We start from the raw sequence: 24343 nt of genomic DNA, 5'->3' as shown, positions 1-24343 counted from the left end.
AGTCGCCTTTCATTGCTCGACCGCAACCCGACGAGCTGGATTTTTCTGGCCGTGGGGTCAGGCATAGGCCTGGGCAGACTGCCCACGTACCACTGCGCTGGCCTTTACCGCCGCGAGTAACAACTTCGAACTGGCCATTGCCGTGGCTGAAACATCGCTGGTTCGATCAAGCATCTGGTGCCTTGCCCCAGGAGTCAAAATCATGACCGAACACCCTATCCCCAACCTCGACAATGAACTGATCGACCTGCCGTCTTCCGACAAACTGAAGATCGAGCAGCAGTCCACACACAAACCTCGCATCCTGCTGTTGTATGGCTCGACCCGCGAACGTTCTTTCAGCCGCCTGCTGACAGAGGAAGCGGCTCGCCTGCTGGAGCATTTCGGTGCCGAGACGCGGATCTTCAATCCAACCGGCCTGCCAATGCCCGATGACGTGCCCGATGACCACCCCATGGTCAAAGAGCTGCGCGACCTGGTGCTCTGGTCGGAAGGAATGGTCTGGTGTTCGCCAGAACGCCACGGCGCGATGACCGGTGTGTTCAAGTCCCAGATCGACTGGATTCCGCTGAGCATGGGAGCCGTGCGTCCGACGCAGGGCAAGACCCTTGCGGTGATGCAGGTCTGCGGCGGCTCGCAGTCGTTCAACGTGGTCAACCAGTTGCGTGTACTCGGCCGCTGGATGCGCATGTTCACCATCCCCAACCAGTCGTCAGTGCCGAAGGCCTATCTGGAGTTCGACGAAGCGGGCCGCATGAAGCCCTCTGCGTACTACGACCGCGTCGTCGACGTGATGGAGGAACTGGTGAAGTTCACCCTGCTGCTTCGTGACCGTGGCGACTACTTGGTCGATCGCTACTCCGAACGTAAAGAGTCGGCTGAAGAACTGTCGAAGCGTGTTGATCAACGATCCATCTGAGGCTGCCTGAGCATGCAACTGCACCCGCGAGCGATTCAAAACCCTGCACACGTCGGCGACCTCAATCAGTTCACCCCCCCTCTGACCATTCGCTAACCGCAACCCGAGAACAAGAACATGGCAATCAAAATAGGCATCAATGGGTTTGGACGTATCGGCCGTTTGGCGCTGCGCGCGTCCTGGGACTGGCCGGATTTTGAGTTCGTGCAGATCAATGACCCGGCCGGCGGCGCCGAGACTCACGCCCACCTGATCAACTTCGACTCGGTTCACGGACGCTGGCACCGTGAGGCAGGAGCAGAAGGCGACTCGGTAGTGATCGAGGGCAAGCGCATCAAGGTGACCGCCAACAAGACCATCGCCGACACCGACTGGTCGGGCTGCGACCTGGTCTTGGAGGCCAGCGGCAAGATGAAGTCGGTCGCAGTGCTCCAGGCCTACCTGGATCAAGGCGTCAAACGCGTGGTGGTCTGTGCCCCAGTGAAGGAAGAAGGCGCGTTGAATGTGGTGATGGGGGTCAACCAGCACCTGTTCGACCCGGCCCAGCACCGTATCGTCACCGCCGCCTCCTGCACCACCAACTGCCTGGCTCCGGTGGTGAAGGTAATTCACGAGAGTCTGGTCATTCGTCACGGCTCGATCACCACCATCCACGACCTGACCAACACCCAGAGCATCCTTGATACACCGCACAAGGACCTGCGCCGCGCCCGTGCCTCGGGCATGAGCCTGATCCCAACCACTACCGGCTCGGCGACCGCGATCGCCGAGATCTTCCCCGAGCTGCGCGGCAAGCTGAATGGTCACGCAGTGCGAGTACCGCTGGCCAACGCCTCGCTGACCGACTGCGTGTTCGAGGTCGAGCACGCGACTACGGCTGAAGAGGTCAACGCGTTGCTGAAGGCGGCTGCCGAAGGCCCGCTGAAGGACATCCTGGGCTACGAAGAGCGTCCATTGGTATCCATCGACTACCGCACCGATCCGCGGTCTTCGATCATCGATGCCCTGTCGACGCTGGTGGTCAACGGTACCCAGGTGAAGATCTACGCCTGGTACGACAATGAGTGGGGCTACGCCAATCGTGCAGTGGAACTGGCCCGACTGGTCGGCGCGGCGGAGTAAAAGGCGATCATGAAGGCATTGGCAGCCCTGTCTATGGAAGTGCGTCAGTACCTGCTGGTTACCGGCAACTACTGGGCCTTCACCCTCACCGACGGCGCGTTGCGCATGTTGGTGGTTTTGCACTTCCATTCGCTGGGCTACACGCCGCTGCAGATCGCAGCGCTGTTCCTGTTCTACGAAATTTTTGGCGTGATCACTAACCTGGTGGGCGGCTACCTCGGCGCCCGCCTGGGGCTCAATCGCACCATGAACATCGGCCTGGGCATGCAGGTGCTGGCCTTGCTGATGCTCACGGTGCCGGGCGCCTGGCTGACAGTGCCTTGGGTGATGGCAGCTCAAGCGTTGTCCGGCATCGCCAAGGACCTCAACAAGATGAGCGCCAAGAGCGCCATCAAGCTCCTGGTACCGGACAGCCAGCAAGGCACCCTCTACAAATGGGTGGCCATCCTCACGGGCTCGAAAAACGCGCTCAAAGGGGTGGGGTTTTTCCTTGGCGGCGCGCTGCTTGCACTGCTTGGCTTCACCATGGCGGTGCTGGCCATGGCGGCAGTACTGGCAGTGATCTGGATCGCCAGTTTGATGCGCCTGAAAAAGGATCTGGGCAAGGCCAAGGCCAAACCAAAATTTCGCGACATGCTCTCCAAGAGCCGGGCGATCAACATTCTCTCGGCTGCACGGCTGTTTCTGTTCGGCGCCCGCGACGTCTGGTTCGTGGTAGCACTGCCGGTGTACCTGAGCACCGCATTTGGCTGGGACTTCTGGCTGGTCGGTGGCTTTCTTGCCGCCTGGATCATCGGCTACGGCATCGTGCAGTCTTTTGCGCCCTACATCACCGGCAAGAAACGTGGCCATGTGCCGGACGGTCGAGCCGCCTTCACCTGGGCCATTGCGCTGGCCGGACTTCCCGCGCTCATTGCTCTGGGGCTGAACGCAGGCTGGTCGGCTCAGGTCGTACTGCTCGGCGGGCTGATGCTATTCGGTGTGCTGTTCGCAGTGAACTCCTCGCTGCACAGCTACCTGATCGTCAGTTATGCCAAGGAGGATGGGGTATCGCTGGACGTGGGCTTTTACTACATGTCCAACGCATTGGGCCGGCTGGTCGGCACCTTGCTGTCTGGCTGGGTTTACCAGGCCCACGGACTGCAAGCCTGTCTGTGGATATCAAGCGGCTTTGTGCTACTGGCCGCCCTGATTTCCAGTGCGCTGCCCAAGCACACCACATCTGATCTCTGAAAGAGGAATGAACATGGACGCAAAAAAGCTCGATGTGATCATCATCGGCGGCGGACAATCCGCGCTGGCAACGGCTTATTTCCTGCGCCGCACTCAGCTTTCATTCCTGATCCTTGATGCCGGGGAAAAACCCGGCGGAGCCTGGCGTCATGGCTGGGACTCATTGCGGCTATTTTCGCCGGCCGCCTGGAGCTCCATTCCAGGATGGATGATGCCCCCCTCTGAGGACGAGTATCCCTCTCGCGATCACGTCATCAGTTATCTGGCCCAATACGAGGCTCGCTACCAATTCCCGATTGAACGTCCCGTACGGGTCACCTCTGTCGAGCGTATCGAAGGTGGGTTACGAGTTCATGCCGGCGATCGATCCTGGGATGCCCAGACCGTCGTAAGTGCAACAGGGACCTGGAGTGATCCCTGTATCCCTGAATACCCGGGATCAGAGCTTTTCGCCGGCACCCAGATTCACTCGGCGCACTACATGAATTCGCAGCCGTTCGCCGGAAAACGCGTATTGGTGGTTGGTGGGGGAAACTCTGGCGCGCAAATACTGGCTGAGGTCTCCACAGTGGCAGAGGCTACTTGGGTCACGCCGACGGAGCCGCTTTTCCTGCCAGATGAAGTCGATGGTCGAGTGCTGTTTGAGCGGGCGACCGAACGCTGGAAAGCCCAGCAGGAAGGGCGTGTCATAGAGCAGCCCGTCGGCGGACTGGGAGACATCGTCATGGTACCTGCGGTGGTCGAAGCCCGTGAGCGAGGCGTGTTGTGGGCGAAGCGTCCGTTCGAGCGCTTCACCGAAGCGGGCGTCATCTGGGCTGACGGAACCGAAACTCAGGTGGATGCGGTGATCTGGTGCACGGGCTTCAAACCCGCCCTAAACCATTTGGCCAAGCTGGGTGTCCTGAACAAAGACGGCCGGGTGGATGTTCAACGTACGCATTCATTGCTCGAACCAAGGTTATGGCTGGTGGGCTATGGAGAATGGACGGGGTCTGCATCGGCCACGCTTATCGGCATCACGCGCACGGCACGAGCTACGGCTGAGGAAATTGAGTCTGTGCTCATGCAGCAGTGCTAGCGGTGTAAACCCATCACGTTGTTCACGGATGCTATTCGGCTAATCGGTGACAAGTCACTCAGGCTGTTCGGCATTACTCGCGTTATGTCTTAAAATAGCCGGTTGCCGAAAGAACCGTCATGGCCATAGCCATGAAGGGCTTTCATCCTTTACGAATATGTGTGGTGAAGATGAACAAGCCTTTCATTTCGCTGTGCCCTGAAATTACTCGGGCGCACGCGCTGAAGCTGATGGACTGGATGGAGGATGAGCGCGTCACCTGCTATCTGAGCGATTCGCGTCATGTCTCTCGCTCCATCGAGCAAGTCATCGATCGGACTCAATTGCCGATCCTGACCCATCTATTCAACCAGGGCGGCCGATTCTTCATGGCCTATGACCGGCACGACGCCCCGGTGGGTTTTGTCCGTCTAATCAAGACCGGCTCAAATTGCGAGATCGTCCTGGTCATCGGAGACAGCGACAAATGGGGCCGAAACCTTGGCGTCCGTACGATCCGCGAAGGCATGAAACTGGCCTTCCTCGACATGCGGGCCAAGAAGCTCATCGCCAAGATCCACCCGGACAACGCGCGCTCGCTGAAAGCCTTTCTGCGCAGCGGCTTTGTGCTTGAGAGCGAAACGCCGACATTGAAGTCATTTTCCATGACGGCGGGGTGCTATCTCCAGTTCTTGCGCGAAGGAGCCGTTAGCGACTCCACCAGGATCTACATCACGGAGATCGACAAGGCCAGGCTCGAGAGTCTAATCGCGCTCGAACAAGGCCCAGCCGTTGTTGAGCTCGAACATGAGCTTGAGCGAGCCATTGTCGTCAAGCCGCAGCAGGTGGCGCGCAATGTCGTCACGATGAACTCCAGGGCCTTGCTGCAGCTGGACGACGAAGAGATCGAAGTGGCCTTGGTCTACCCTGAAGACGCAGACAGCAACGCCGGGAAGCATTCCGTGTCTTCCGACATCGGCGCCGCCATCCTGGGCTATCAGGAGGGGGACGCCATCGACTGGCGAATTTCTGATCGGACCCGTCGGATCGAGATCAGGAAAGTGCTTTACCAGCCGGAGGCTGCAGGCGATTTCCACCTGTAATTGCGCCTTTTGCTCAGTGTTCGTCCATCAGCGCGAGGATCCCCCAAAGGACGGGGCCTCGCTTTGCGTGCCTGAGCGGCCTGTTGGATGGTCAAGGGCGCGTGGGTGTGGCCAAAGGGATCGCCTGATAAAACAGTTGAATACCCGGCCACCACCCGATCAGGCAATGGCCGGGCCAGACTCAGCGATAGACCGGAAAACGACGGCACAGCGCGACAACTTGTTCGCGCACGTGGTGCCCGACCTTGTCGCTGCTTCCGTTTTCCAGGGCGTCCAGTACGTCGCACAACCAGCCAGCCACTTGCTCGCAGGCCTCCACACCAAACCCACGGGTGGTCACCGCCGGGGTACCGATACGAAGGCCGGATGTCACAAACGGTGAGCGTGGGTCATTCGGCACCGAGTTTTTGTTGGCGGTGATATAGGCACTGCTCAGGGCCGCGTCGGCCTCCTTGCCGGTGTAGGGCTTGTCGGACAGGTCGATCAGCATCATGTGGTTGTCGGTGCCGCCCGAGACGATTTTGTACCCGCGCTTTTGCAACACCCCGGCCATGGCCCGGGCGTTGATGACCACTTGGGTCTGGTAGATGCTGAACTCCGGCGCAAGCGCTTCCTTGAACGCCACGGCCTTGGCCGCGATCTGGTGCATCAGCGGCCCGCCCTGCACGCCGGGAAACACAGCGCAATCGAGCTTTTTGTAGAAAGCTTCATCCTGTCCCTTGGACAAAATCAAACCGCCGCGTGGCCCGCGCAGGGTTTTGTGCGTGGTGCTGGTCACCACATGCGCATGGGGAAGCGGGTCCGGGTATTCGCCCGCGGCGACCAGCCCGGCGACGTGAGCCATATCGACCCAGAAGATAGCCCCTACCTTGTCGGCAATGCTGCGCATGCGTGCCCAGTCCTTGTACCGCGAATACGCGGAAAAACCACCGATCAACATTTTGGGGCGTGTCTGCAGTGCGATTCGCTCCATCTCGTCGTAGTCGAGAAAGCCGGTTTTCGGGTCCAGTCCGTAAGGCACGATGGTGTAGTGACGCCCCGAAAAGTTGGCCGGGTTGCCGTGGGTCAGGTGACCGCCCTGGGCCAGGTTCATGCCCATCACCGTATCACCGGGGTTGATCAGTGCCAGGAAGACCGCCGCGTTGGCCTGGGCGCCCGCATGGGGTTGCACGTTGGCGTAGTCGCAGTCGAACAGGGCCTTGACCCGCTTGATGGCCAGCCGCTCGGCCACATCGACGTATTCACAGCCGCTGTAATAACGCTTGCCGGGGTAGCCTTCGGCGTACTTGTTGGTAAGCACCGTGCTCTGGGTTTTCATCACCAGCGGGCTGGCATAGTTTTCCGAGGCGATCAGCTCGATATGGTCTTGCTGGCGATGCTCTTCGCTGTGAATCGATTCATACAGCTCAGGGTCGAAAGCGTTGAGGGTCAGTGTCGAGTCGTACATGTGCAAAGTGTCCTTGGTCAAGAATTCAAGCGGCGGGTGACAGCAAGCGCGTGATGCGCGCGGCGATGTCGTCGATCTGTGCGTCATCGCAAATCAGCGCCGGCAACAGGCGCACGGTGTTGCCCCGTGTGACGGTGATCAGCAGACGTTGTTCTTCACGGGCCCGGCCGACCAGTTCAGCGATGGCTGCGGACATTGCGGGCCTCCTGTAGTGGGGGATCAACGGCTGGGAGTGGTCGACAACAACGTGTCTTCACCGAGAGGGCGGGCATCGGCGGACGGCCAGTAGTACGCATCCGGCATGGCTCGGGCACCGAAGATCGCCTGCCCGACGCGCACCACGGTCGCGCCCTCTTCAATGGCGACTTCAAAGTCACCCGACATGCCCATCGACAGCTCTTGCAGCGACACCCCGTCAGGCGCGCAATGACGCAAGCGGTCGCGCAATTCACGCAGCCGGACGAAGCAAGGGCGTACCCGCACCGCGTCGGCCGAGAACAGCGCCAGCGTCATCAACCCGCGAACCCGCAGTGTCGGGAACGCAGGCATTGTCTCCAGGAAAGCCGCCACGTCATCGGGCGCTAGCCCGTACTTGCTGGCTTCGCCGCTGGTATTGACCTGGACGAACACGTCCATCTGCCGACCGATAATGCGCAGGCGACGGTCCAGCGCCTCGGCCACCCGCAGGCTGTCCAGGGCCTGGAACTCGCTGGCGAAGCGTGCGACCTGCTTGGCCTTGTTGGTCTGCAAGTGACCGATCACCGACCATTGCAGGTCTTGCAGGTCGGTCATGGCCTCCCACTTGCGCTGCGCTTCCTGCACCTTGTTCTCGCCCAACAGGCGGCAACCGGCGGCATAGGCCAGACGCAGATGAGCTTCATCAAAGGTTTTGCTGACCGGCAGCAAGCGCACACCGGCCGGGTCCCGCCCTACCCGGCGGCACGCCTCGACAATGCGTTGCTGCACGGCGGCCAGGTTGCGGCGAAAGTCTTCGACACTGTCGGCCTGTGGGTAACGACCATGGCGCGCATGCAGGATGTTGAGGTCTTCGGTTTGATCAGGCATCAGTTGGCCGCTCCCTTGGTGGGCACGGCAACCGGTTCGGCCTGTGGGACTGCAGTCTTTTCACGACGCGGCAACTGCCCATTGAGCACGGCGTAGGCCGCCAGGCCGATGACCAGGCCCCAAAACGCACCGCCGATGCCCAGCAGGGTGATATTGGCCGCGCAGGCCAGGAACGTGATCAGCGACGCTTCCCGCGATTTCACATCCGCCATGGCATTGGCCAGGCTCGCGCCGAGTGTGCCCAACAGGGCCAGCCCGGCCAGGGTGGTGATGAAGGTCGCCGGGAAGGCCATGAACACCGCCGCCAGGGTCACGCCGAAGATCCCCACCAGGATGTAGAAGATGCCCGCGGCCACGCCTGCGATCCAGCGCTTGGACGGGTCTTCCGACGCTTCCTTGCCCGTGCAGATGGCGGCGGTGATGGCCGCGATGTTGAAGGCATGGGAACCGAACGGCGCCATCAGCAGAGAACCCAGCCCGGTCACGCTGAGGATCGGGTTGGCACTGGTGTTGAAGCCGTCACTGCGCAGCACCAGCATGCCCGGCATGTACTGCCCCGTGAGGGTGATCAGAAACAGCGGCAACGCCACACTCAACAACGCATTGACCGAGAACTCCGGGCGGGTGAATACCGGTGTCGCAAACTCCAGCGTCAGCCCCGCGAAGTCCACGCGTCCCTGCATCAGCAGAAAGCCAAGCCCCAGCACCAGAATGCCGACCACCGCGTAGCGCGCACTCAAGCGCTTGAACAGGATGTAGGCGCCGATCAACACCCCGACCAGTAACGGGTCGAGGCTCATGCTGGCGAACGCACCGATGCCGAACTGCAGCAGGATGCCGCCCAACAAGCCCGCGGCTACACCCGGCGGGATCAGGCGAACGGCTTTTTCAAAGTAACCGGATACGCCCAGCAACACGAACGCTGCAGCCGAAATCATGTACGCCCCAATGGCCTCGGCGTAGGGTGTGGTCGCCAAGGCGACGATCAAAAACGCCGCCGCCGGGGTCGACCAGGCGGTGATGATCGGCTCGCGGCTCACCCAACTGAGGAACAGCCCGGTCACCCCTACCCCGATCGACACAGACCACACCCACGACGCCGTCAACTCAGGGCTGAGCCCTGCGACCTTGGCGGCCTGAAACACCAGGATGAAGGTGCCGCCGTAATTGACGATCACCGAAATCAACCCGGCAACCACCGGGTGCAGCAAGTCCCGCAGACGCAGGGACGAGAGGGATTGAGTAGATGACATAGGTCTTGGCTCCTTGCTGGACGATGCATCCGGCCACTGGTAAGCGCTCATTTATAGCGGTTGACTGGCAGGTTTTACCCCTACGCTTTAACGCAGCAGACCAGACCACTTTCTGTGGTCGGCTCAGCCATGCTCACGCGCAAAGGCGTTCATGAAATCGCACAGAGCCTCGACCGCCGGCACTGAAACGGCGTTGTAGAGGCTGGCGCGCAGGCCGCCGACGCTGGCGTGACCTTTGAGGCCGTTGAGGCCGGCCTGCTCCGCGCGCCGCAAAAAGGTCTTCTCCAGCGCCACCTCGGCCAGCCGGAAGGGCACGTTATTGATGGAGCGATACGGTGCCTGCACTGAGTTGCGATAAAACCCGTCACTCCCATCGATGGCGCGGTAAAGCATTCGCGCCTTGGCCTGGTTGCGCTGATGCAGGGCCTGCAGGCCGCCACTGTGCTTGATCCACTTGAGCGTCAGGCCTGTGAGGTACCAGGGGAAGGTCGCAGGGGTATTGAGCATCGACTGCGCTTCGCTGATGCGCGCGTAGTTGAGAATGTCCGGGGTAAAGGCATGGGAACGTTCCAGCAACGCCGGGTCCACGATGACCACCGTCAACCCGGCCACGCCCATGTTTTTCTGTGCGGCGGCATACACCAGCCCATGCCTGGCGATGTCGATCGGCTTGGACAGCAGGCTTGAACAGGCATCGCACACCAGCGGCGCGTCACTCGCGGGCGTGTCGATGAACTGCACGCCGTGCACCGTCTCATTCTCGGTGTAATGCAGGTAGGCGGCGTCGGCGTTAAGGCGCCAGTGCGAGGCATGGGGGACATGGTCGAAACCGGACGCGTGGGCGCTGGCAACCACGCGCACATCGCAGTAGCGCCGGGCAGCCTCGATCGCCTTGCCCGACCAGAGGCCGGTGTGCAGGTAATCCGCCGTACCTTTATCGCCTATCAGGTTCATCGGCACTTGAGCGAACTGCAACGAGGCGCCCCCTTGCAGGAACAGCACTTTGTAGGCAGGCGGCACCCCGAGGATATCGCGCAGGTCCCGTTCGGCTTCACTGGCCACCGCCATGAACACCTGCGAACGATGGCTGATTTCCATCACGGACATGCCGCTGCCGGCAAAATCGAAAAACTCCTCGTGCGCCTGAGTGAGGACGTCCAACGGCACCGCGGTGGGGCCTGCGCTGAAGTTGTGTGACCGAGCCATGGTTGAGTAACTCCTGTTCAAGAATGCTCGCCCTGCGCGTCATCACCGAGGTAAAGCCGTAGGGTGGCGAGGGCCAGAGTCTACGGATAAACTGGCCTGCCTTTACCTGCCAATTCATGGAAAGAGAGCAGACCACATGGCAACGGCCTTCGAGCTGGAAACCCTGAAGATGCGCCTCAACGACGCTGAATTTCAGCTGCTGGATCTGCATCAGCGAATCCAGCGTGCATTACGTGCGCTGATTCTCGACGGCGCCCTCGGCCCCGGCTTGAAACTGCCCGCCACGCGGGTGCTGTCCAAGTCACTGGGGTGCGCCCGCGACACCGTTGAGAACGCTTATGTGCAGTTGCATCGGGACGGGTTTATCGTGCGCCGCGAAGGCGCCGGCAGTTACGTCTGCGACGCGGTGGGGGTCGAATTGCGCGGTGCTGGCCGCCGACGCCTCAGGGCTCAGGAAATCAGGAGCAGCGTCGCCGCCCCGGGCGCCGAACTCAGCCAACGCGGGCGGATGATCTTTGACGCCGGCGGCGTGCGCGATCAGCAAGTCATCAAGGCATTCGCCACCGGCCTGCCGGAAACCCGCAGCTTCCCGACGGATGTCTGGGAGCGTTTGCAGCGCCAGGTCATGAAGGACTATCGCGCGAGCGTGCTGCTGCATGGAGATCCACAAGGGGCTGAGCCCCTGCGCAAAGCGATTGCCACCTACCTGAACCTCGAACGCGGCGCCAAATGCTCCCCCGACCAGGTACTGGTATTGAGCAGTACGCGTCAGGCGTTGTATCTGTGCGCGCAATTGCTGGTGGACGCCGGCAAGCCGATTCTGATGGAAAACCCCGGCTACTACGGCGCCCGCAAGGCCTTCCAAATCGCCGAAACCAAGGTGATGCCCATTGATGTCGATGAACATGGCATCCGCACCGACCTGTTGTACGCCGACCGCAGCGGCGCCAATTGCGTGTATGTCACGCCCTCTCACCAATACCCCACCGGCGCGACTTTGCCGCTGGAGCGGCGTCTTGAGTTGATCAATTGGGCGGCGCAAAAAGGCAAGTGGATCATCGAGGATGACTACGACAGCGAGTTCCATTACGACGGGCAGCCCACGGCGTGCGTGCAAGGCCTGGATAAGTATCAGCGCACGCTCTACATCGGCACGTTCAGCAAGACCCTCTACCCCGGACTGCGCATGGGGTACATGGTGCTGCCCTGCGAACTGGTAAAGCCCTTTGCCTATGCGCGCAGCATGATGGACGGCCACACTCCGCAAACGCTGCAACTGACGCTGGCGCGCTTTATGGAAGACGGCCATTACAACGCGCATGTCCGGGCCATGCGCAAGCTGTATGCCGGACGTCGGTCAATCATGCACGACGCCATCGGCAAGTACTTGAGCACGGTGGTCACCGCCGAACTGCCGCCGGGTGGGTTGCAAATCCCCTGCTTGTTGAAAGCCGGATGGTCCGAGGAAAAAACCATCCGCCAGGCCGCCGCTGCCGGCGTGCAACTGTCCGGCCTCAGCGGCTTGTACGCGGGCGAGCCGAAGCAACAGGGCTGGCTGCTGGGCTACTCCTCCCTGACCGCGTATGAAATAGAAGCCGCCATGTTACGTCTGGCCAACGCCCTGAAAATCTAATAGCCCAGCGCATAGTTCATCAGCAGCTGCTGGGCCTGAAAGGCCATCCGCGCACGCGGGGGGACAGCTTGGAGTATTCAACCGTGATGACGGGTTGATGTTGCAGACCACCGCACTCGACACCCTGCCACCCGTCTACGCAGGGGCAGGAATGGTGAAATCGCCGCCATTTAAAGTGGTCTGGTGGCCTCATCGGTAATGGACTATCGCGCAAGACCATCGCCTCATTAAGCTCTGCGCCGAATTTGCCATGCTCACTACACAGGTTTCGCCATGACGATTCGTATCGGGTTGCTGCCTCAGGTCGCCGCCGCACACTTTGTCAGTCATTTGCACATCATGGTGCTGGCGGCGCTATTCCCCCTGCTTCCGGCTTTTTTCAACGTGGAATATGTGGAGCTGGGCCTGGCGTTGAGCCTGTTCAATATCGTCACGGCGTTGGTACAGGCACCCATGGGGTTTGCCGTGGACCGCTACGGTGCCAGGCGCTTGCTGTTGGTCGCGCTGGCACTGGGCAGCAGCAGTTTCCTGCTGATTGCACTCTTGCCCGGCTACACCTGTTTGTTGATCGCCATGGTGCTGGCCGGTGTCGCCAACGCCATTTATCACCCGGCCGACTACGCCCTGTTGTCGCGCCACATTGACCCCGCCCACATCGGTAAGGCGTTCTCCGTGCATACCTTTGCCGGGTTCCTTGGCGCGGCCGTGGCCCCGGGTTTTTTGCTGGGTATCGCGGTGGCGAGCAACCTGCCCATGGCCTTCGGGGCGGCGGCACTGGTGGGCTTTTTCGTGCTGGCGCTGTTGTTGACCCCTGGTTTCGCACTGACCCGAGTCAGTCGCGTGTATCCCGCCGCCGACCCGACACCCATCGGCGCCAGTCGCCTGTCACTGCTCTCGCCTATGGTGCTCAGCCTGACCCTGTTGTTCGTGCTGCTGAACCTGAGCACCAGCGCGATTGAGAAGTTCTCGGTCGCCGCCCTGATGCAAGGCCAGGGCGTGGCCTTGACCTGGGCCAACTCGGCGTTGACCGCCTTCCTCTTTGCCAGCGCTTTCGGCGTGCTGGCCGGGGGAGCCTTGGCCGACCGGACGCGCCGCCATGGCGTAGTCGCAGCTAGCGCGTTTGCCTTGGCCACCGTGCTGATGCTGCTGGTCGCCACGGCACGCTTGAGCGAGCCGGCGCTGCTGGTCGTGCTGGGGGCTGCGGGCTTCCTGACTGGGGTGATCGCACCGTCCCGCGACATGCTGGTACGGGCGGCGGCCCCGAAGGGTGCCGAAGGCAAAACCTTCGGCATCGTCTCTACCGGTTTCAACATCGGTGGCGCCATCGGGCCCGTCGGGTTCGGCTGGCTGCTCGACCAAGGTCAGCCCAACGCAATTTTCTGGGCCAGCGCCGCCTTCATGTGCCTGACCGTTGTACTGACCCTGATACAGGAGAAGTCCATGGCCAGGGCCCGAAAAATGGCGGCACTCCAAGTGGCATTCAAGTGACCTGGATAAACAGCCGCAACGTGTTTTTGCCGCAGCGCTTGAAGGGCGCCGTCCCGCATTGATTGCGCTGCACCTCTCTCTTGTGCGGACTGGAAAACCCGCGCGGTACGCAAGTACCAGGGTAAACCGGTGGTGGGATGTTCAAGCTCGAAGCAATTGCATGGGTTTCAACTGCAGGCAGCAGGGGAAACTGTTCCAGAATCGGTTGCAACCCCGACGTAGGGAAGCAACCGTGACAACCTTTATTTAATGCAGACATGGGTACCAACAACATAGTTTGACACAACCCATCGCGTAAATCGGGGTCTGTAGGATGATTCGCGATAAAGACAACAGCAACATAGATTGACACAGATGGGCTGCGCTTCAAATACAGGGCCGGGCTGCTCCCAACATAGTGTGACACCAACAACTGAAGTAAGCGGTCAGGAGGGGAGCAGCATAATCTGCGGTCTTCAGCACAAGCTCAGTGCGATGTCTAAATCTGTGCGCAACCTACGGCCGGCTCCCATAAGCACATAAACCGTATTTTTCGTCTCAAACAAGCAGTTGTGAGTGAAGGAAACCCCCAACGTTGATCTGACCCAATCACCAGGCGCAAAACGACCTTTTCTATCTTGGATAACCGTCAATGCGTAAACCAAGGCAGGGATAAGCCCTCTATCGGTGATGGCTATTCGTTGACGTGTTGTAACTTCGAGATCCAAGATTACCCAATCAGCAACAAGGCAATATGCACGGGAAGGAAAATGCAGACCTGCGAATGTCACTGCATCTAAATCGGGGAGTGGGCACCCGTTTATGTTTTCGCCTGCGGAAAGCAGCGAGGTAAACGCCGCCAAATTCATTCATCCCTCCAGCCGGTCGGTAAACTGACTCGAACGTGAATCATCCATAAGCATAGCTCTCAGCGAACAGCCTGGTACCGATGGCGACGAATAGTAGCCAGGTCGCCTCACACCTGGTTTCTCAACTCTCCCTTTATCTCACTGAACGGGATGATTTCTATTGGCGGCGTCACAGCACAAATCGGTTTACGCCAATAATCCACGCTATGCCATTGGCCGTGCTTGAACCCAACCTCTGGGTAGGTGCCGATGTGGGTGAACCCGAGTGCTTCATGGATACCTATACTTCCTGCGTTGGGTAAGGCAATGCCGGCATAGGCTGCATGAATCCCCTGTTTCTCTAGAACTGGTAGAAGCTGCTGATAAAGCGCACGACCAACCCCTTTTCGGTGCACAGCCGGATCAACATACACGGTGACATCCGCCGACCATCGATAGGCTTCTCTCGCTCGATGCTCGCTTGCGTAAGCGTATCCAACGACGTTGCCCTCCACCTCGGCTACCAGATAGGGATGCGGCGGTAGTGTTGCGGTTATTCTTGATGCCATCTCATCAACAGTCGGTGGTATCAGCTCGAACGAGATGACTGAGTTCAAACCATTGGAGCATAGATAATCTGGATGGCAGGGGCATCAGATGGTGTAGCAACCCTCACTTTGTAATTCATGTCTTTCCTTACTGCCCCTTTAAAAAATCGCGTTTGAAAGGCTGAACCACCTTAAGGCCTAGCCCTTCAGGATGTCGCGATAGGAACGTGAACTACGCCTTGAGCGGGCTTACCGCATCCACGAACCGTAGAGAGCACCGTTCAGTGAATTGTGAGCTTTTGCTCATGGGGACTAGGCTGCGGGATATCCACGACAACGTCTTTAGCACCGAGAACCTTCGCCAGGAACAGCGCCGTTAACCCACCGAAAAACTGCGCGATGATGAACAGCGCTACGTCTGACATCCGTATCCCCGAGAATGTATTGGTGAACACGCGAGCAATCGTCACCGCCGGATTCGCACTTAAAAACCAGTCGGACCCTACGCATGCGCTTCAAGTTTAAATCATGCCGCCCGTCAGGAGACACATGCGAAGATTCGTTGTAAATAGGAGCCACTCATCGGTGGGTATGTGCCGCAGAAATATTTTTTTGAAAAAAAATACAGACATTACAGAATTGTAATTCTTCAATCATCTCCCTGTTATCTTCAAATTGCAACGATACAAGTCGGCGACGATACGAAAGCGCAACGCGCTTTCCGTAAACAATAATTCCAGCCGAAGAACTTACTAGTTCTGCCAAACCTAAGGAGTGATTAATGGATAACAATACAAAATTCTCAATGGCCGCTTTAGCGTTGGTTGTCAGTTCTGGGCCTTCCATGGCATTCGCAGAGGAAAAGACTGGGGGATTTATCGAAGATAGTAGTCTTTCCGTGCTAAATCGAAATTTCTACTTCAATCGTGACCATCGTAACGGGCAATCAAGCCCCACAGGCAATGGTTATTCAGAGACTTGGTCGCACGCGATCATCAGTAAATTTGAATCCGGTTTTACTCAAGGCACTGTCGGTGTGGGCGTCGATGCTTTCGCGATGATTGGGTTGAAGCTTGATACGGGTGACGGTCGAAATGGTGGTCGTAGTTCGTTCGATGTACTGCCTGTCAATGGCGATGGTGAGGCTCGAGATGAGTACACAAAAGTCGGTGGGGCAGCAAAGGTTCGCGCTTTTGACACAGTAGTGAAAGTTGGTGATGTTTTTCCAGCGAACCCCGTCGTGGCTTCTGGCGACTCAAGACTACTACCCGAAAGTTTCCGCGGTGTAACCGCGACCAATACCAGCATTGAAGGACTGACTGTTCAAGGTGGTCGCCTGCACGCCATGAGCCAACCAGTCTCCAGCAATATGCGCGACAACTTCGCGACATTCTATGCAGGGCCTGTTAATTCACCTTGGGTAGGCTATTTCGGCGGCGACTACAACGTTAACAAAAATATCATCGTTAGTCTCTATTCCAGTCGCCTCAAAGACGCTTGGAATCAATACTATGCGGGCACGGGATTGAATTACTCACTGTCTGATCAGCTTTCTGTATTCGGGGGCGTGAATTACTACAAGGCCGTTGATGAAGGAAAGAAACTGCTGGGAGAATTCGACAACAATATTTGGAGCGCTAAAGTTGGCGTGAAGTATGGTGCGCACTCACTTGCACTTTCTCACCAGCGAAATAATGGTAATGACGACTTCGACTATCTGCGTCAGTCGGACTCTATCTTTCTCGACAACTCGATCCAATACAGCGATTTTAACTCGCCAAAAGAACGTTCGTGGATGGTTCGCTACGACCTCGACATGAGCTCGTACGGCGTACCAGGCCTGTCGTTTATGACACGTTATGGTCGCGGCACCGACGCTGACTATTCCAACGCTAACGCAACATACATGAGGCGCGATGCAGACGGGAACCCGTTGACAGATCAGAAACGTTGGGAGCGCGACATTGAGGTGAAGTACGTCGTTCAGACAGGTTCCTTGAAAGATATGTCTTTCCGCTTGCGGCAAGCGAATACTCGCGCAACCGCTTTTGAATCGGATCTGGATGAGGTCCGTGTGATTGTTGAGTACCCACTCGCCATTCTGTAATACCTAAACGGGAAAATTCTCGGTTCTTCTAAATTGTCCCATTTTTGATTGAAAATTTCAAAATTGTAATTTTTCAATCATCTCCACGTTAACTAGGATTGCTTATAGTGAGTGGGAGTTATTAGGAATCTAGCTAGCGCATCTGGTTAGATCTCTACAGACAAGTAGCAAGCCTGTGAAAATCTGGAAACTCATTGTTGTTCAGTTAAAGCTACAATTTCACCTTTAGAAGCTCCTTCGGAAAAGGGTGAATTTTTAAGACGTCCCTCGGGACGTCTTTTTTATACCTGTTCGAAGCGAATCTAAAAAACGCCCGATTCCTATTTTTCATATCAGTCGAGCGTTATAGATTGTTCAGATAGTAGGATAGCTACTAGCCACCACGTTTGCGACACTCTCCAGCCACAGTGTACCTAATCGTATTTAGCTGCCCATTTGAATCTTCATAAGTCATGGCGGCTGGCACCACCGCGCAGACTTTTGCAGGCCGCACCACACTGATCACTTTCACAACATCCATCTTCATTCCGTACTCGTATTGTTTCGCTACAGGTGCGCTTTTCCCTTGGCTAATAGCATACTGCTCCATAGCTTTAGCATTAGCCGCCATCATTTTCTCAAAGGTTTTGTCTCCTCCCCCTTCAGCAGAGACAAGAGAGGATAACGCCAGAGTTCCAGCGAGAGTAATAATGCTCATGAATTTCATATTGAGTACCTCATATATTAACAGTTACCAGAATATCAACTAGAACATTGCGTAGGTGTGGCGCCAGGATTACCGATGTCCAATCTGCCATCCAAAAAAAACCGCAACCGGAAACCGGAAGCGGTTTTTTTTATTCAGCGTACTGCTACATTTACATTTCATCAGTCTCATCTTTAGCATCACTTGACACTACTGGCTCGATTTTTCCTTCTTTAGCCACGTACTTCTCCATTGCTAGATCATTTGCGACCATCATTTTCTCAAAGGTTCTGTCTCCGCCACCTTCGGCTAAAGCAACTGAAGAAAGGACTAAAGCACTCGCAAGAGCAAAAATTTGAGCAATTTTCATACTGACACCTCATCTAGTTGACACTCTTAGGGTATCAATTCGAACCTATCAACACGGTGGCGCCTAGATTACAGATTCGTTATGTTGCGCACATAAAAAAGCCCCCCATCGAATCTCGATAGGAGGCTTTGAGAAAACTAAATTATATGGATGCTATTTTGTCGTCTTTGGTTTCTTCCTCGTCTCGGCGGTGCACCCATTGATAAAGAGCAGGCAGTATCAGCAGAGTCAACACAGTTGAGGATAGGATTCCCCCGATTACTACGGTAGCTAGGGGTCTTTGAACCTCTGCCCCCGTTCCGGTTGCCAGTGCCATCGGAATAAACCCAAGAGAGGCCACGAGAGCTGTCATCAACACCGGACGTAAACGTGTGAGAGCCCCTTCATTAATTGCGGAACTTAAAGAATGTCCTTCCTCGCGTAGATTACGTATGAAAGCGATCATCACCAGACCGTTTAGCACCGCCACTCCCGACAACGCGATGAAACCAACACCTGCCGAGATCGATAGCGGGATGTCTCTCAGCCATAAAGCCATGACACCCCCTGTCAATGCGAACGGAATACCAGTAAACACCAGTAGGCCATCCTTGAGGTTGTTGAACATCATGAACAAGAGTGCGAACACCAGAAGCAGGGCAACCGGCACTACAATCTGTAGTCGCTTGGCAGCGGATTGGAGCTGCTCGAACTGCCCTCCCCAAGTGGTCCAGTAACCGGATGGGATTTGCACTTCCTTATCAATGGCGCTACTGGCCTCCTGTACAAAAGAGCCGATATCACGCCCACGCACGTTGGCGCTGACGATCACCAGACGCTTGCCGTTTTCTCGGCTGACCTGGTTAGGTCCCAACACTAGATCGAGGGTCGCCACCTCTGAAAGAGCTATGAATCCGATCTGGTCAGCATTGGTGTTGAGCAACGCCGGTACCGGGATTAGCAATGTGGACAATCCCTCGAGATCCTTACGCATCGCGTCGGATAAACGCACCACCATGTCAAATCGGCGGTCTCCCTCATACATCGTACCGGCTTGTCGACCGCCAACTGCCACCGCAATGGTGTCTTGCACGTCGCCTACGTTGAGTCCGTAACGGGCGGCTTTGTCGCGGTCGATGTTGATGGTCAGTACCGGCAGTCCCGACGTTTGCTCAACTTTGACCTCGGAGGCACCATTGATCTTCAGCATTGATGCGGCGATTTTTGCAGCGGTGCCGTTGAGCACCGCCATGTCATCACCGAATACCTTGACCGCCACATCACTACGTACGCCTGAAATCAACTCGTTGAAACGCAGTTGAATAGGCTGAGAAAGCTCATAGTTGCTTCCGGGCATCGCAGCTGCAGCTTTTTGAATATCGTCTATCAATGCCTCCCTTGATTTATTCGGATCAGGCCATTGACTCTTCGGCTTGAGCATCACATAGCTGTCAGAAATGTTTGGAGGCATTGGATCGGAGGCAATTTCGGCAGTACCTGTACGACCAAACATCCGTTTGACCTCCGGTACTTTTGCCAATACCAGGGTTTCAAGGCGTTGCTGCATCTCTACCGATTGCGTCAGGCTGGTACCTGGGACACGCAATGCTTGCAACGCGAAATCGCCTTCGCTGAGACTCGGCACAAACTCACTACCCATCCGACTTGCGACCACACCGCATATTGTGATCACGCCTAATGCCATGGCGAATGCCAACGATCGATGGCCCATGACCCAGTCCAAAGCTGGAGCATACATCCGGCGGGCGCCACGCATGATGACGTTTTCTTCTTCCTTGACCTTGCCGGTCACGAACATCGCAATCGCAGCAGGGACAAAAGTTACTGACAACAACATCGCCCCCAGTAAGGCGATCACTACGGTGAAGGCCATCGGGTGGAACATTTTTCCTTCGACGCCAGTAAGCGCAAAAATCGGTAGGTACACGACCATAATGATCAACTGACCGAAAATTAATGGTCGGCGTGCTTCCTTGGCAGCAGCGAATACTTCGTGAAAACGTTCAGAGCGAGTGAGGATGCGCCCGTGGTGTTGCTGCGCATGGGCCAAACGCCTGATGGCGTTTTCAACAATTACCACCGCACCGTCGACGATGATGCCAAAGTCCAAAGCCCCAAGGCTCATCAGGTTGGCGCTAACTTTATTGGTAAACATGCCGGTGAATGTGAACAACATAGCGAGCGGGATAACCATGGCAGTGATCAGCGCTGCACGTATATTTCCCAAGAACAGGAATAGAATCGCAATCACTAGGATTGCACCTTCGATCAGGTTCTTTTTTACCGTGGCAATCGCCTTGTCCACAAGATTGGTACGGTCATAGACAGTGACTGCTACAACCCCTTTTGGCAGTGAACGGTTGATTTGCTCAAGCTTGTTGGCAACGGCCTGCGCCACGGTGCGGCTGTTCTCGCCGATTAGCATGAACACTGTGCCGAGCACCACTTCACGACCGTTTTCGGTCGCTGCTCCCGTGCGCAATTCACGGCCGATATCCACGGTTGCAACATTCTTCACACGTATTGGCGTACCGTCGACATTGGCCATGACGATATTGGCGATATCGTCGGTGGTTGCTACTTGACCAGGTGCACGAATCAGTAACTGTTCGCCGCTGTGCTCGATGTAACCGGCACCGACGTTAGCGTTGTTGCGCTCCAGCGCTGTAACAAGGTCAGTCAGCGTGAGCTTGTAAGCGGCCAAGCGTTTTGGATCGGGCGCAATCTGATACTCCTTGGCAAACCCGCCAATGGTATTGATTTCGGCGACCCCAGGAACATTGCGCAGTTGAGGCTTGATGATCCAGTCTTGAATCACCCTCAGGTCGGTCGGCGTATAGGGACTGCCGTCCTCCTTGACAGCCCCCTCTTCAGCCTCGACCGTCCACAGGAAAATCTCACCAAGACCGGTTGAGATCGGTCCCATGACAGCTTCCACACCTTCTGGCAGTTGCTCTTTGGCCACCTGTAATCGTTCGTTGACCAATTGCCGAGCGAAGAAGAGGTCCGTGCCCTCTTTGAAAATAACAGTAACTTGCGACAAACCCGAGCGTGACAGCGAACGAGTTTGTTCTAGAGCCGGTAAACCAGCCATTGCTGTTTCGATGGGGAACGTGATGCGTTGTTCGGTTTCCAGTGGTGAAAAACCTGCTGCCCCCGTGTTGATTTGCACCTGGACGTTGGTGATATCGGGAACCGCGTCGATCGGCAGCTTCTGATAGCTTGCTATACCGAGGCCGGCCATGAGGAAAACCGCGAGCAGTACGATAATGCGCTGCTCGATGGCAAATTGGATCAGGCGTTCGAACATGAGAACCTTCTCGTGGAAATGGCGGATCAGTGGGCGTGTTCAGCCGAGGCTTTACCCAATTCTGATTTCAAAATGAAACTACCGGCGGCGGCGATTTGAGCTCCGGGCTCCAGGCCTTCCTTGATCTCGACCAGACCCGCCGAACGACCACCTGTCTCCACTGGCTGAGCTCTAAACCCGTCCTCCGTTCGAACGAAAACAGTTTGCTTGTCCTCGACCGTCTGAAGAGCCGCCTCTGGTACAGCGACCTTTGTCTGCCGAGTACCGGTGTCAACCTGCACGGTCACAAATAGCCCCGGACGCCATGCACCTTGTGGATTTTCCAATGTCACGCGGACCGTGGCTGTACGGGTTTGCTCGCCCAACAAACTGCCGACATAGGCCACGGTTCCAGTGACTTCAGCATTCAACTCCGGCGCACTGACCTTGACCGATTTGCCTACGAGTACCTTGTTCAAATCCTTTGGTGAGACTCCAAAGGTCACCCACACACGCGACAAGTCGGAGAGCGTAAAGGCATTGGTGGTTTCGCTGACAACTTCACCGAGGGCCAAATGTTTCTCGACTACAACCCCGTCAAACGGCGCACGCAATTCATATCGATTACCCCCGCTGGCGACCGAGCTACCACTCAGTACGCTAATTTTTTGCCGAGCATTGCTGAGAGCAATTTCAGCTTCTTGCAAAGCCTGGCGGGCTTGCAGGAAGTCCTGTTCTGCAGAGATTTTGTCCTGCCATAACTGTCGCTCTCGCTCGTAGGTAGTACGCGCCAACTCAAGACGACGTTGCGCAGCGGCTTGTTCACTGCGCTGATCAGAAATTTGTTGGCTAGCGATTACGGCCAGCAACTGACCTTTTTTCACTGGTTGACCAAGATTGGCATGAACCGACTCAACGACACCAGGTACGCGGGGCACCACGTGCGCAGTGCGGTCTTCATCAAAACGGATTTCTCCAGGAAAGGGCAATGAAAGGCTGATGCTCTGCGCTTTCGCTTCAACCAGTTGGATGCCGGCAGAGCTGATCTGCTCTTCGCTCAGAGTCAAATGACCCTCTTCAGCTTCGCCTTCTGCGTGTTCGCCCTCGGCCGGTTTTCCGTCAGCAGTTTCATCGCCGTGATCGTCATAGCCTTTGCCCTCCTGAGTCTGAGCTTCAGCTGAAGGCACCGATGGGCTTGTCATCCAAAACGAACCGATGCCTATACCTATTGCCAAGGTTAGTGCCGAGACGAGGATTAGTTTTTTATCCATGGAGACTCCCTGCGCAACCCAGTCGGCATTCACGGATTAACGTGGTATTGCGATACTGAGCAGCGGTAAAAAAAGCGTTATATGAAATTCACGGGGTACGAGTGAGAATGGCAACATCACCGAAAATTCGCTCGATACGCACCCAGGCGTCTGTCGCCTCGGCGATGGCTTGGATGTATTGCGTGCGAGCGCTAATCAATGTGCGCTGAGCATCGAGCACGTCGAGAAAGTTAAACTTACCCATTTCGAAACCTCGGGTAGCGGTATCGACGGCACTTTGCGCTGCAGGCAGGATGGTTTGATTGAACGACGCCACTTCAGTGTTAGCAGTCAGCCACTGATCTAAGGTGGTTTGGATCTCTGTGCGCAGTCGTAACTCACTGGCATTCCGAAGGTCGCGAGATTGATCGGCACGGCGGGCTGCGGCCAGTACGTTGCCTTGGTTACGGTTAAACAACGGGATGGGCATAGATAGCCCTACGACATTCACCCGCTCGCGCTCACGCTCGTCGTATTGACTCCCGATACTCACGGTCAGGTCCGGAATTCGACGAGCCTTCTCAAGACCAAGAGAGGCTTCCCGCTGATCTATTTGCAGTTTTGCTAATCGTAGCTCTGCAGTTTCACCAATTCGGCTAAACAGCAGCGACGAATCGGGCACGGTTGGCATCGACCGATTTGGATCACCTACGGACACAAATGCAGGCAAAGGCGCCCCCATGACCTGAGCGAGTCTCTGGTAGGCACTGGCCTCATCCCGCTCAGCCCGCCTCAACTCTAGGCGCACTTCTGATAGCTGAACCTCTGCGCGCGTACCTTCAACGGGTGAGGATTTGCCACTCTTGATGCGACCTTGCGCTGCACGCAAACCGCGCTCGGCGAGCTCAAGTGATTGACGTGACAGCAGCAGTCTTTGCTGAGCCGTTGAGGAACTATAAAAAGCCTGAATGACATCGGCACGCAGAACGTTACGCTTGCGCTCCAACTCAATCCCCGCTGCGTCCTGAGCTCTATTGGCCACTTCAATCCTAGCTCCACGCTTACCGCCAAGCTCTATCGGCTGGCTGATCATTACCGTCGTGGTGCGCGAGTTTCGCCGAGTATCTTCAGCCTCCCAGGAAACCTCAGGGTTTGGAATCAATCCAGCCTGCTGTCGCTCTCCCTGAGCAATACCTGTCTCCCATTGAGCGGCCGCTAGGTCTGGGTTGTTGGAAAATGCAGTTTCAAGCGCTTGATCCATTGTGAGCATTTGAGCGTTTGCGGCTAACAAAGGAGCATTCAAAAGAGCAAGGATCGAAATAAGACCTGCTTGTAGCATGGTTTTATGCGTGATTGGGTGAGCAATAAACTTTCTAAACCGAAGTAATTCCATCATTCCCCAAAACCTTTATACAAAAAGAATTTCCCATGAGGCAAATATAATTCCGTACACCTATCAACAAGGTGACTGAAGAATTACAAATACGTTATCTAACGAATAAGCCTCACTTAATGCATTAGGATTAGGGCAATAAGTGCTCGCACCAAGCGACATCCCTAGACAAAAACGGGAGGCGGCTCTTGTACTACAGGGTGACGAGGGTCGCACGAAACCTTGTTAGTTTTAAACTCTATGATCCCAGAAAATTAAAAATGCAACCAGAATCCAACGTTTAAACAGATGGTTAACTTTAAACAGATTCTACGAAAAGAGCCATTACGAACCACTTTAAGAAGGGTT

General features: G+C 56.5%; 20 protein-coding genes and 1 pseudogene. 8 read left to right on the top strand and 13 right to left on the bottom strand.

Annotated features, from left to right (window positions below; translation table 11 throughout):
* Positions 1 to 202: 202 nt before the first annotated feature.
* The 5 genes from arsH to H7995_RS19260 all read left to right on the top strand — a co-directional run bounded on the left by arsH (position 203) and on the right by H7995_RS19260 (position 5434).
* Positions 203 to 919 carry an arsenical resistance protein ArsH gene (gene arsH, locus H7995_RS19280; RefSeq protein ID WP_166588846.1) on the top strand — a complete coding sequence of 239 codons (717 nt, stop codon included), beginning with the start codon at positions 203 to 205 and terminating at the stop codon, positions 917 to 919.
* A gap of 117 nt (positions 920 to 1036) precedes the next feature.
* Positions 1037 to 2041 carry an ArsJ-associated glyceraldehyde-3-phosphate dehydrogenase gene (locus H7995_RS19275; protein ID WP_185818738.1) on the top strand — a complete coding sequence of 335 codons (1005 nt, stop codon included), beginning with the start codon at positions 1037 to 1039 and terminating at the stop codon, positions 2039 to 2041.
* A 9-nt stretch (positions 2042 to 2050) separates the two neighbouring features.
* Positions 2051 to 3274: an organoarsenical effux MFS transporter ArsJ gene (gene arsJ, locus H7995_RS19270; RefSeq protein ID WP_166588848.1), complete on the top strand. Its 1224-nt coding sequence runs from the start codon at positions 2051 to 2053 to the stop codon at positions 3272 to 3274.
* Between the two features lie 13 nt (positions 3275 to 3287).
* Positions 3288 to 4352 (top strand): ArsO family NAD(P)H-dependent flavin-containing monooxygenase, encoded by a 1065-nt coding sequence (locus H7995_RS19265; protein WP_166588849.1) that lies wholly within the window; start codon positions 3288 to 3290, stop codon positions 4350 to 4352.
* A 119-nt stretch (positions 4353 to 4471) separates the two neighbouring features.
* Positions 4472 to 5434, top strand: a complete 963-nt coding sequence (locus H7995_RS19260; protein WP_185818737.1) for a bifunctional GNAT family N-acetyltransferase/nucleoside diphosphate kinase regulator — start codon at positions 4472 to 4474, stop codon at positions 5432 to 5434.
* A 181-nt stretch (positions 5435 to 5615) separates the two neighbouring features.
* Here the strand turns inward: H7995_RS19260 and glyA are convergent, their stop codons facing one another.
* The 5 genes from glyA to serC all read right to left on the bottom strand — a co-directional run bounded on the left by glyA (position 5616) and on the right by serC (position 10405).
* Positions 5616 to 6881, bottom strand: a complete 1266-nt coding sequence (glyA, locus tag H7995_RS19255) for a serine hydroxymethyltransferase (protein ID WP_185818736.1) — start codon at positions 6879 to 6881, stop codon at positions 5616 to 5618.
* A gap of 25 nt (positions 6882 to 6906) precedes the next feature.
* Positions 6907 to 7077: a hypothetical protein gene (locus H7995_RS19250; RefSeq protein WP_244647764.1), complete on the bottom strand. Its 171-nt coding sequence runs from the start codon at positions 7075 to 7077 to the stop codon at positions 6907 to 6909.
* Between the two features lie 23 nt (positions 7078 to 7100).
* The gene (locus H7995_RS19245; protein WP_166588851.1) at positions 7101 to 7946 is read right to left on the bottom strand and encodes a YggS family pyridoxal phosphate-dependent enzyme; all 846 of its coding nucleotides are present in this window, start codon (positions 7944 to 7946) and stop codon (positions 7101 to 7103) included.
* A complete protein-coding gene (locus tag H7995_RS19240; protein ID WP_185818735.1) occupies positions 7946 to 9199 on the bottom strand; it encodes a benzoate/H(+) symporter BenE family transporter in 1254 nt (417 codons plus the stop codon). The genes H7995_RS19245 and H7995_RS19240 overlap by 1 nt, the downstream gene beginning before the upstream one ends.
* A 123-nt stretch (positions 9200 to 9322) precedes the next feature.
* Complete coding sequence (gene serC / locus H7995_RS19235) at positions 9323 to 10405, bottom strand: 3-phosphoserine/phosphohydroxythreonine transaminase (protein ID WP_182342923.1); 1083 nt, start codon at positions 10403 to 10405, stop codon at positions 9323 to 9325.
* 136 nt (positions 10406 to 10541) lie between these two features.
* On the opposite strand from serC, the gene pdxR reads away from it, so the two are divergent.
* Both pdxR and H7995_RS19225 read left to right on the top strand, forming a co-directional pair.
* The gene (gene pdxR, locus H7995_RS19230) at positions 10542 to 12038 is read left to right on the top strand and encodes a MocR-like pyridoxine biosynthesis transcription factor PdxR (protein ID WP_166588854.1); all 1497 of its coding nucleotides are present in this window, start codon (positions 10542 to 10544) and stop codon (positions 12036 to 12038) included.
* Positions 12039 to 12311: 273 nt separating this feature from the next.
* Positions 12312 to 13526 carry an MFS transporter gene (locus H7995_RS19225; RefSeq protein WP_185818734.1) on the top strand — a complete coding sequence of 405 codons (1215 nt, stop codon included), beginning with the start codon at positions 12312 to 12314 and terminating at the stop codon, positions 13524 to 13526.
* A 455-nt stretch (positions 13527 to 13981) separates the two neighbouring features.
* Here the strand turns inward: H7995_RS19225 and H7995_RS19220 are convergent, their stop codons facing one another.
* The 3 genes and pseudogenes from H7995_RS19220 to H7995_RS19210 all read right to left on the bottom strand — a co-directional run bounded on the left by H7995_RS19220 (position 13982) and on the right by H7995_RS19210 (position 15356).
* Complete coding sequence (locus H7995_RS19220; protein WP_140396033.1) at positions 13982 to 14374, bottom strand: DUF6957 family protein; 393 nt, start codon at positions 14372 to 14374, stop codon at positions 13982 to 13984.
* A 107-nt stretch (positions 14375 to 14481) separates the two neighbouring features.
* Positions 14482 to 15041: pseudogene (locus H7995_RS19215) on the bottom strand (arsinothricin resistance N-acetyltransferase ArsN1 family B).
* 141 nt (positions 15042 to 15182) lie between these two features.
* Positions 15183 to 15356 (bottom strand): hypothetical protein, encoded by a 174-nt coding sequence (locus H7995_RS19210; RefSeq protein WP_230679402.1) that lies wholly within the window; start codon positions 15354 to 15356, stop codon positions 15183 to 15185.
* Between the two features lie 326 nt (positions 15357 to 15682).
* On the opposite strand from H7995_RS19210, the gene H7995_RS19205 reads away from it, so the two are divergent.
* Positions 15683 to 17008 carry an OprD family porin gene (locus H7995_RS19205; RefSeq protein WP_042561899.1) on the top strand — a complete coding sequence of 442 codons (1326 nt, stop codon included), beginning with the start codon at positions 15683 to 15685 and terminating at the stop codon, positions 17006 to 17008.
* Positions 17009 to 17381: 373 nt separating this feature from the next.
* On the opposite strand, the gene H7995_RS19200 is transcribed toward H7995_RS19205, so the two are convergent.
* The 5 genes from H7995_RS19200 to H7995_RS19180 all read right to left on the bottom strand — a co-directional run bounded on the left by H7995_RS19200 (position 17382) and on the right by H7995_RS19180 (position 23998).
* Positions 17382 to 17714, bottom strand: a complete 333-nt coding sequence (locus H7995_RS19200; protein ID WP_042561900.1) for a DUF2790 domain-containing protein — start codon at positions 17712 to 17714, stop codon at positions 17382 to 17384.
* Positions 17715 to 17865: 151 nt separating this feature from the next.
* A complete protein-coding gene (locus tag H7995_RS19195) occupies positions 17866 to 18063 on the bottom strand; it encodes a co-regulatory protein PtrA N-terminal domain-containing protein (protein ID WP_042561901.1) in 198 nt (65 codons plus the stop codon).
* A 142-nt stretch (positions 18064 to 18205) separates the two neighbouring features.
* On the bottom strand, positions 18206 to 21373 hold the full coding sequence (locus H7995_RS19190) for a CusA/CzcA family heavy metal efflux RND transporter (RefSeq protein WP_042561902.1): 3168 nt from the start codon (positions 21371 to 21373) through the stop codon (positions 18206 to 18208).
* Between the two features lie 26 nt (positions 21374 to 21399).
* Positions 21400 to 22623 carry an efflux RND transporter periplasmic adaptor subunit gene (locus H7995_RS19185; RefSeq protein ID WP_042561903.1) on the bottom strand — a complete coding sequence of 408 codons (1224 nt, stop codon included), beginning with the start codon at positions 22621 to 22623 and terminating at the stop codon, positions 21400 to 21402.
* An 88-nt stretch (positions 22624 to 22711) separates the two neighbouring features.
* On the bottom strand, positions 22712 to 23998 hold the full coding sequence (locus H7995_RS19180) for a TolC family protein (RefSeq protein ID WP_140396034.1): 1287 nt from the start codon (positions 23996 to 23998) through the stop codon (positions 22712 to 22714).
* Positions 23999 to 24343: the final 345 nt, after the last annotated feature.

Source organism: Pseudomonas kielensis (genome assembly GCF_014236655.1).
In the GTDB taxonomy this organism is placed as follows: domain Bacteria; phylum Pseudomonadota; class Gammaproteobacteria; order Pseudomonadales; family Pseudomonadaceae; genus Aquipseudomonas; species Aquipseudomonas kielensis.
This window is presented reverse-complemented; position numbering and strand designations above follow the sequence as displayed.

Coding starts and splice junctions, on each gene's coding strand:
- arsJ (WP_166588848.1), top strand. CDS start 2,051: ATGAAGGCATTGGCAGCCCTGTCTATGGAAGTGCGTCAGTACCTGCTG.
- H7995_RS19185 (WP_042561903.1), bottom strand. CDS start 22,623: ATGGATAAAAAACTAATCCTCGTCTCGGCACTAACCTTGGCAATAGGT.
- pdxR (WP_166588854.1), top strand. CDS start 10,542: ATGGCAACGGCCTTCGAGCTGGAAACCCTGAAGATGCGCCTCAACGAC.
- H7995_RS19205 (WP_042561899.1), top strand. CDS start 15,683: ATGGATAACAATACAAAATTCTCAATGGCCGCTTTAGCGTTGGTTGTC.
- H7995_RS19265 (WP_166588849.1), top strand. CDS start 3,288: ATGGACGCAAAAAAGCTCGATGTGATCATCATCGGCGGCGGACAATCC.
- glyA (WP_185818736.1), bottom strand. CDS start 6,881: ATGTACGACTCGACACTGACCCTCAACGCTTTCGACCCTGAGCTGTAT.
- H7995_RS19240 (WP_185818735.1), bottom strand. CDS start 9,199: ATGTCATCTACTCAATCCCTCTCGTCCCTGCGTCTGCGGGACTTGCTG.
- H7995_RS19195 (WP_042561901.1), bottom strand. CDS start 18,063: ATGAAAATTGCTCAAATTTTTGCTCTTGCGAGTGCTTTAGTCCTTTCT.
- H7995_RS19275 (WP_185818738.1), top strand. CDS start 1,037: ATGGCAATCAAAATAGGCATCAATGGGTTTGGACGTATCGGCCGTTTG.
- H7995_RS19245 (WP_166588851.1), bottom strand. CDS start 7,946: ATGCCTGATCAAACCGAAGACCTCAACATCCTGCATGCGCGCCATGGT.
- H7995_RS19260 (WP_185818737.1), top strand. CDS start 4,472: ATGGCCATAGCCATGAAGGGCTTTCATCCTTTACGAATATGTGTGGTG.
- H7995_RS19220 (WP_140396033.1), bottom strand. CDS start 14,374: ATGAATTTGGCGGCGTTTACCTCGCTGCTTTCCGCAGGCGAAAACATA.
- H7995_RS19250 (WP_244647764.1), bottom strand. CDS start 7,077: ATGTCCGCAGCCATCGCTGAACTGGTCGGCCGGGCCCGTGAAGAACAA.
- H7995_RS19180 (WP_140396034.1), bottom strand. CDS start 23,998: ATGATGGAATTACTTCGGTTTAGAAAGTTTATTGCTCACCCAATCACG.
- H7995_RS19200 (WP_042561900.1), bottom strand. CDS start 17,714: ATGAAATTCATGAGCATTATTACTCTCGCTGGAACTCTGGCGTTATCC.
- arsH (WP_166588846.1), top strand. CDS start 203: ATGACCGAACACCCTATCCCCAACCTCGACAATGAACTGATCGACCTG.
- H7995_RS19190 (WP_042561902.1), bottom strand. CDS start 21,373: ATGTTCGAACGCCTGATCCAATTTGCCATCGAGCAGCGCATTATCGTA.
- H7995_RS19225 (WP_185818734.1), top strand. CDS start 12,312: ATGACGATTCGTATCGGGTTGCTGCCTCAGGTCGCCGCCGCACACTTT.
- serC (WP_182342923.1), bottom strand. CDS start 10,405: ATGGCTCGGTCACACAACTTCAGCGCAGGCCCCACCGCGGTGCCGTTG.